Source organism: Methylobacterium sp. E-065 (genome assembly GCF_022829605.1).
In the GTDB taxonomy this organism is placed as follows: domain Bacteria; phylum Pseudomonadota; class Alphaproteobacteria; order Rhizobiales; family Beijerinckiaceae; genus Methylobacterium.
In genome coordinates, this window is the sequence record NZ_JAKSYD010000101.1 from 1 (window position 1) to 7,824 (window position 7,824).

The window sequence follows — 7,824 nt, forward strand, 5'->3', positions numbered from 1 at the left end:
GGACGGCTGGAAGGCCACGGCGCCGATGCGGGTTCCGGGGGTGCGTGCACCCCGCCCGAGACCGCTAACGGGGAGTCGCAGGATCGGGACGTCGGAGACACCGCGACGAGAAAGACGGCACCGGCCGGGGACCATGCCCGGTCGATGCCGCGGGCGCCGCGGGGACCGGATCCCGCGCGTTACTTGGCCGACACCTGGGTTACCGCGGCGTCCCGCGTCCCGCGTGTTGTCACTCTTGGGCCATGCCCCCGGCGCCGAAAGGCGCGCGGGGACGATGATGCACGTCCGAGAGCAACCCAACCTGCCGGGTCACGCCGGCATCGGCTCGCGCGGCTCGGTGTAGTCGTAGAGGCGCGGCGCGGGGATCTCGTCCTTGGCACCCATCCGCGCCACGAGATGGTCGGCGACCCGAAGGGCATTGGCGATGATCGTCAGGGTCGGATTCACGGCGCCGATCGAGGGGAAGAAGCTCGCGTCGGTCACGTACAGGTTGTCGAGCTGATGGGCCTTGCAATTCCGGTCCAGGACCGAGGTCGCCGGATCGTCGCCGAACCGCAGCGTCCCGGCCTGGTGGGCGGTGCCGCCGATCGGCACGTTCTTGCCGAGGTAGAGCGAGCGGTCGAACAGCTGCGGGTGGATGTCGGTGAAGCTGCAGATCTGCTGGAGCTTGTGCCGCAGGCGCTTGTGCGCCTCGCTGTTCGTCTCGGTGAGATCGAGATGGACCTTTCCGTCCTTGTAGAAGATCCGGTTCTTCGCCAGCGGGATGTCCTCGGAGGTCAGCCAGAAATCGACCGAATGCTTGGCGATCCAATCGAACGGCTTGTTGGGGAACCATTGCAGGAATCCGGGCAAGCCCTCGCCGTGGATCTGCGCGCCGTCGGACTTGCCGACCATCTGGATGTGGCCGAGGGGGAAATCCCAGCCGTCCTTCGGGTCGGGATCGCCGAAATAGAAGTCGTTGAGGCCGAGTGTCTTCTGGAATCGCGTCGGGTTCGGCGTCTTCGAGATCGCCAGAATCGTCGAGTTGTTGTGGCGCATGTAGTTGCGCCCGACCTGATCGGAGCCGTTGGCGAGACCGGTCGGGTGCCGGTCGCTCGCCGAACGGAGCATCAGCAGGGCCGACGACAGGGCCCCGCAGGCCACCACCACGAGGTCGGCCGAGGCTTCGAACGGCGCGCCGTCGCGCTCACCCACCACACCGGTCACGGTCCGTCCGGCCGGATCGGTGACGAGACGCTCGATCATGGTGCGGGTGAGCAGCGTGAGGTTCGGGCAGTCCCGCAGGGCCGGATCCACCACCATGGTCTGCGCGTCGGACTTGCCGTTGGTGGGGCAGGGGAAACCGTCGAAGGATTCACACTTGATACAGGGCGAGGTCGGCACCGCCCGACCGTCCTTCTCCACGAGGCGCACGCCGACGGGGAGGTGGAACGGCTGGTGGCCGGCCTGCTTCAGGTTGTCGAACAGCTCCTGAATCCGGGGTTCGTTCGCCACCGGCGGATGGGCGTAGGGCTTCCTCGACCACGGCTCGGTCGGATCCTCGCCGCGCAGGCCGTGGACGTGGAACAGCTCTTCGGCGGCTTGGTAATAGGGCTCGAATTCGTCGTAGCCGACCGGCCAGGCCGGCGCGATCCCGTCCTCGTGGCGGATCTCGGAGAAGTCCTGCTCGCGGAGGCGGAACAGGATCGAGCCGTAGAATTTGGAGTTTCCACCGACGTAATAGTGCAGGCCGGGATGGAAGCTCTTGCCGTCCGAGGAATACCACGTCTCCTTGGCCTGATAGTAACCATCGACGATCACCGCCTGGCTGTCCCAATTGCGGGGCTCGCGCAGGAGATAGTCGCCGCGCTCGATCAGCAGGATGCGCTTGCCGGTCTGGGCCAGACGCCACGCCATCGTCCCGCCCCCCGGGCCGGATCCGACGATGATGACGTCATAGTGCTCACCGGGCATGGGGTGTCTCCGTCCGGGCCGAATGTCCTGGGCCCATCGTCCTGGCAGGCAACTCGCGAGCCGCCAATCGGATCGCGCTTCGGCGGCGTATCCGACGACACGCGCTGCAACCGCCGGTTAAGCGCATTTCCCAACACGGCCTTCAGCTTCGCCTGCGATCCTGCGGCGGACCGGCCTCCTGCCGGGGAGGCATCGATGGTCGTCGAGGACATTGCGCTGGTTCTGGCGCTCGTGGTCGCCGCCGCGCTCGCGGTCGATCGATGGCGCGTGCGGCGGGCCGGGCCGGACGACGGCGAGGCCGAACGGATGCACGACCGCCTGTGGCGGATCAGCGAGAGCGAGGACCGCTACCGTGCCCTCGTGGCCGCGACCACCGAGGTGATCGTCCAGCGCGACGCCCGGGGCCGCATCACCTACGTCAACGAGGAGTATGCCCACCTCCTCGGGCGCGAGCCGATCGAACTGCTCGGCGCGCAGACCGACCTTGAGATCCTGGATCGCAACGCCGTCGAGATCGGCGGCGACGGGGTCCGCCGCATGGAGGCGCAGGTCCGCACGGTCGATGGCCGCGTGCGCTGGTTCGCCTTCGTCGAGATGCCGGTGGCGCATGGCGACGCGATGCACTGGCTGCGTGCGGGCCGGGACGTGACCGCCCGGGTGGAGGCGATCCGCAGCCGCGATGCCGCGCTTGAGCGGGCGGAATCGGCGAGCGTCGCGAAGTCCCGGTTCCTTGCGACCGTCAGCCACGAGATGCGCACGCCGCTCAACGGAATCCTGGGGATGGCCGAACTCGTCCTCGGGACCGAACTCAATCCGGAGCAGCGCACCTATGTGGAGGCGGTGCGCACCAGCGGCCAGGCGCTGCTCAGCCTGATCGACGGCGTCCTCGACTTCTCGCGGATCGAAGCCGGCCGTCTCGATCTCGCCGCCGAGCCGTTCAGCCTGCCGTCCGTGGCGGAGGGCGTGGTCGAGCTGCTGGCGCCGCGGGCGCAGGACAAGGGGATCGAGATCGCCCTCGACGTGGCCGAAGGCTTTCCGACGGGTCTCGTGGGCGATGCCGACCGGGTGCGGCAGATCCTGATCAATCTCGCGGGCAACGCCATCAAGTTCACCGAGCGGGGCGGCGTCGGTGTCAGCCTCACGTTCGCGCCAAGCGAGACCGGCCCGAACGAGGTGGTGCTCACCGTCGCGGATACCGGGCCGGGAATCCCGGAGGATCGTCTGCCGATCCTGTTCGAGGAGTTCGAGCAGGGGGACGGCAGCGCCAGCCGGAGTCACGAGGGCACGGGGCTCGGTCTCGCCATCACACGGCGCCTCGTGACCCGGATGGGCGGACGGATCGAGGCGACCTCCTGCGTCGGGCGGGGCACCACCTTCCGGGTCCTGCTGCCGCTGCCGGAGGTCGTCGCGAGCGACCGCTCCGAGTTGCTGCCGCGCCTCGACGGGCGGCGCTGCCTGATCGTCGCCGATTCACCGTTCCAGGCGCCCTACCTCGCCCGCGGCCTGTCCCGGGGCGGCGCGGCGACGGTGATCGTCGACACCCTGGAATCCGGGCTCGACGCCCTGTCGGGCGCAGCCTTCGACGTCATGCTGGCGGATCGGGCGCTGGGGGATGCGGCGGTGCGGCAGCTCGCCGACGCGGCCCGGGCCTGCGGTGTCAGCTGCAGCCTCGTGCTGCTCTCACCGTTCGACCGGCGCGGCTTTGGCGCCGCGGGGGCGGCCGGGTTCGACGGCTACCTGATCAAGCCCGTCCGGGAGCGGTCCCTGTTCGAGCGCCTGTTGGCGCCCCCCGGCCCGACCGAGATCCCGGCCATTCCGCCCGCCGCCCTGCCGCGGGCCGGCGCCGGGATGCGCGTCCTTCTCGCTGAGGACAACCCGATCAACGCCTTACTGGCGACGCGCGCCCTGGAACGCCTCGGCGCCGAGGTCGTCCATGCCGTCGATGGCATGGCGGCGCTGGAACAGCTCGACACGAACGGCCCGTTCGACCTCGCGCTGATCGACGTGCGCATGCCGCGCCTCGACGGGCACGAGACCGCCCGCCGGATCCGCGCCGCCGAATCGGACGGTCCCGACCATCTCCATCTCGTCGCGCTCACCGCCAATGTCAGCCGCGAGGACGAGGCCGCCGCCCGGGCGGCCGGCTTCGACGGGTTCCTGGCGAAGCCGCTCAACCTGAAGCTCCTTCCGGCATTGCTGGAGCGCCGCTCGGCGCAGGCGGCCTAGGAGGCTCTCCGCCGCCTGGACACTGGTTCGGCCCACACGAACGGCTCGGAGCCGCGCCCGCGTTGACAGGTCGGCTCCTCCCACGCCAACAGGATCCCATGTCGTCAGCCGTTCATCCGTCGCCCGGTCCGCGCTCGTCGAGCGACGCGCTCGTCGTCTGGGGCATCGTCGCCCTGGTGATCGTGACGGTCCTGCTCGGCGCGCTTCTGCCGGCCCGTCACCCGGCGCCGGCGCGCTCCGTCGCCGAGGATCCGACCTGCCTCGAATGGACCGACGGCTGCCAGGTCTGCCAGCGCCTCGCCGAGGGACCGGCCTGCTCGCTCCCGGGCATCGCCTGCCAGCCCGTCGCGCCGCACTGCCTGCGCCGCGCCGACGGGTGAGCCTCGGCGCGCCGGTTCTCCGCTTCGCGCCGAGTCCGAACGGGCGCCTTCATCTCGGACACGCTTACTCCGCCCTGCTCAACGCCGATCTCGCCGAGCGGATGGGCGGGATCTGCCGCCTGCGGATCGAGGATATCGACCCACAGCGCTCCAAGCCCGCGCTGATCGACGCGATCTTCGCCGATCTCGCTTGGCTCGGCCTGCGCTATCCCGAACCGGTCCGGCGCCAATCCGACCACATGGGGGACTACCGGGCCGCCCGTGACGACCTGATCGACCGGCGGCTCGCCTATCCGTGCTTCTGCTCGCGTGGCCAGGTCCGCGCCCTGGCTGAGTCAGGCAACACAACGGACTGCGATCCGGACGGCGCCCCGCTTTATCCCGGCACCTGCCGGAGCCTCGACCCCGCCCGCGTCGCCGAGAACCTCGCCCTGGGCGCGCCGCATACCTGGCGTCTCGATATGACGGCCGCGCTCCGATGCACTGGCCCGGACCTCGCCTACGTCGCCTTCGACGCGACAGGCGCACAGCGGATCGCCACCGATCCCGCCCGCTGGGGTGACGCGGTGATCGCCCGCCGGGACATCCCGACGAGCTATCATCTGGCCGTGGTGCACGACGACGCGGCGGAGGGGATCAGCCATGTGGTGCGCGGCCGCGACCTGGAGGCGGCCACCGACCTCCACGTTCTGCTCCAGAAACTCCTCGGACTTCCGACGCCGCAGTATCGGCATCACCCGCTGCTGCTCGATGCGGAAGGCGAGAAACTCGCCAAGTCGCGGGGCTCGCAATCGCTCGCCGATCTTCGCGAGGCCGGCGTCACGCCCAGACAGATTCGCATGCAGCTCGGGTTCAGCTGACCCGACGGAGAGGTCTCAGCGCACGATCGCGTCGCGCTGGGCGAGGGCGGTCGCGCTCTTCGACTTCTGCATCGTGACGTCGATCTGCTCGCGCTGCCGTCTGAACTCGGCGAGCAGGCGCCCGTCGAGCTCGCGGCCGCGGGGGACGCGGATCTTCATCGGGTCCACGAAGTGGCCGTTGATGATCACCTCGTAATGGAGGTGGGGTCCGGTGGAGAGACCCGTCGAGCCGAGATAGCCGATCACCTGTCCCTGCCGGACCTTGACGCCCTCCCGGATGCCGCGGCCGAACCGCTGCATGTGGTTGTAGGTCGTCACGTAGCCGTTGATGTGCTGGATCTCGACCCGGTTGCCGTAGCCGCCCGACGTCATCTCGGCCCGGATCACCACGCCATTCCCCGTGGCCATGATCGGCGTGCCGATCGGATTCGCCCAATCGACGCCCGTGTGAAGGCGCGCGTAGCCCAGGATCGGATGGCGCCGGTAGCCGAAGCCGGAGCGCATGATCCCATCGGCGATGGCTTTGCGCAGCAGAAATTTCTTGAGTGATCGCCCCTGCTCATCGAAATAGTCGATGGTGCCGTCGTCGGGGGATTGAAACCGGTAGACCTTGTGCGTCTCGCCGCCGACTGTCAGCGCCGCGTAGAGCAGGTCTGGCCGGTCCGCACTCGCCTCGTCGTCGTAGCTATAGAAGACATCGACGTCGTCACCGCTGCCGATCCGGCGCTGGAAGTCGAGGTCGTAGCTGAAGATGCGGACGATATCCTCCACGGTCGATCGCGGCAGACTGTGGCGCGCGGCCGTTTCGTAAAGGCTCTGATAGAGCCGGGGACCAGAGCCCGTATCCGAGTCCTCATCGTCGCCGGCATCGGCCTGCTGCTGCGGCTTGGCGGAGGGGGCCTCCTCGGCAGGGGGAGCCACCGAGACGAAGGCGCCGCGATCGTTCAGGGCGGCGATCCCTTCGATGCCGGCCTCGCCGTACAGCACCACGCGTGTGACCTGGCGCGGGTCGCCGGGGCGCGGGCCCGGCGCGATCTGCACGCGCATCGGCTGACCCTCGGCGAGAGCGGCCAGACGCGCCTTGCCACCGAGGGCCGCGACGACGCCGCGGATCACGTCGTCGCCCGCGAATCCGGTGGCTTTGAGCGTGCTCTCGACGGTCTCGCCACGCTTGAGCGCGAGGTCGCGCTCCTCGACGAGCGGCGCCTCGTTGGGCTTCAGCTCGACCTTGGCGACCTTCGTGACGTTCTCGGGGACGACGAGAACCTCGATGGATTTGAACGGATTCGCATCCTTGGGTCCGGCACCGTCCGTGTCGCCGGCGGAACCTTGCCGAAGGGTCCGCGATAGCATGATCTGCGGCGCGATCGGGATCGTGGCTCGGCGGCCGGCCTCGGCGGCGATACGCCGTTCTTCCTCGACCTGCGCGGTGACGTCGTCGTCGGTGAGTCCTGGGGCGTTGGCCGCGTCGGCGACATCGGCGAGGTCACGCTTGACGACTGTGACTTCAGCCCCGGGGGCGTCGGCCGCGGCATCGGGTGCACGCTCGAGCGGTTCGTCGGACACGAACTTCATGGGATCGAAGCGCGGCGGCTCTGTCGTGTAGACCCCGGTCGTCATCGAAAGCGGCGTGCTGAGCCGCACGAACGCCTTGGCTTTGATGATCTCGCGATCACCCAGCCTGACCGTCACCGGTGCCCGGAAGCTCTGCTTGGCCGACGCAATCATCAGGTTGCGCACGAGCCGGTCGCCCTTACGGGCCAGATTGGCGCCGCTCTCGCTCGGCTGCGGACGGGCAGGAACGGTGACGCGCTCGGGGATGGCAGCGAAGGAGACATCGCCCTGGAGAGAGACATGAAGCGCCGCCGCGATCAGGCAGGCTCCGGTCAGGCCCGTGAGGGTACTGGCGCAGAGCCAGCGCAAATTGACCGACCGCCGATCAATCTGGCTCGCGGTTGCGCCGAGCTCATCGAGCGGCGCCTGGAGCCCGCGCCCGAAGCTCGAGGAGGCCACATCACCGATCTTAAGTCGCGCGCGCTTCACTCGATGGCCCTGAGAAGACGATGGCGAACGGAGCGTCAGGCGGGTCTCTAAAAGAACCCGCGGCTGGGTTCCGCCGCACCGGAGCGGGTGTGCGCCACCGGCCCGACCATCTCACGACGCAGCGTGTCCAGATTGAGGCGCCCCGCACGCACCTGCAAGCCGACGTGGACTCCCGAAAGCACAGGCCCGACGGGGCGGGGGGGGGCCAGATTTCCGCAAAAAAGCGGTTGACGTGTCCGTGCTGTCTCCGTATACCCCGGTTCATCGGCGCCGGCCGCGGAAGTGGCCCGGGCGCTGAAGCATCTTCTGACAAGTGGCGGGTTTGGCCGGCTGAGTAGCCGGGCGGCCTTCTGTTTGCCTCT

5 protein-coding genes are annotated in these 7,824 nt (G+C 69.0%); 3 read left to right on the forward strand and 2 right to left on the reverse strand.

Translation table 11 applies throughout. The features are described from left to right. Positions 1-309 precede the first annotated feature (309 nt). On the reverse strand, positions 310-1,953 hold the full coding sequence (locus MKK84_RS11170) for a GMC family oxidoreductase (RefSeq protein WP_243919699.1): 1,644 nt from the start codon (positions 1,951-1,953) through the stop codon (positions 310-312). Positions 1,954-2,148: 195 nt separating this feature from the next. On the opposite strand from MKK84_RS11170, the gene MKK84_RS11175 reads away from it, so the two are divergent. The 3 genes from MKK84_RS11175 (at position 2,149) to gluQRS (ending at position 5,419) form a co-directional block, all read left to right on the forward strand. Further along, entirely contained in the window at positions 2,149-4,179 is a 2,031-nt protein-coding gene (locus MKK84_RS11175) for an ATP-binding protein (RefSeq protein ID WP_243919700.1), read from the forward strand. A 98-nt stretch (positions 4,180-4,277) separates the two neighbouring features. Continuing rightward, on the forward strand, positions 4,278-4,559 hold the full coding sequence (locus tag MKK84_RS11180; RefSeq protein ID WP_243919701.1) for a hypothetical protein: 282 nt from the start codon (positions 4,278-4,280) through the stop codon (positions 4,557-4,559). Continuing rightward, entirely contained in the window at positions 4,556-5,419 is an 864-nt protein-coding gene (gene gluQRS / locus MKK84_RS11185; RefSeq protein WP_243919702.1) for a tRNA glutamyl-Q(34) synthetase GluQRS, read from the forward strand. Before MKK84_RS11180 ends, gluQRS begins: the two co-directional genes overlap by 4 nt. 15 nt (positions 5,420-5,434) lie before the next feature. Here gluQRS and MKK84_RS11190 read toward each other — a convergent pair whose 3' ends face one another. Continuing rightward, entirely contained in the window at positions 5,435-7,462 is a 2,028-nt protein-coding gene (locus MKK84_RS11190) for a M23 family metallopeptidase (RefSeq protein ID WP_243919704.1), read from the reverse strand. Positions 7,463-7,824: the final 362 nt, after the last annotated feature.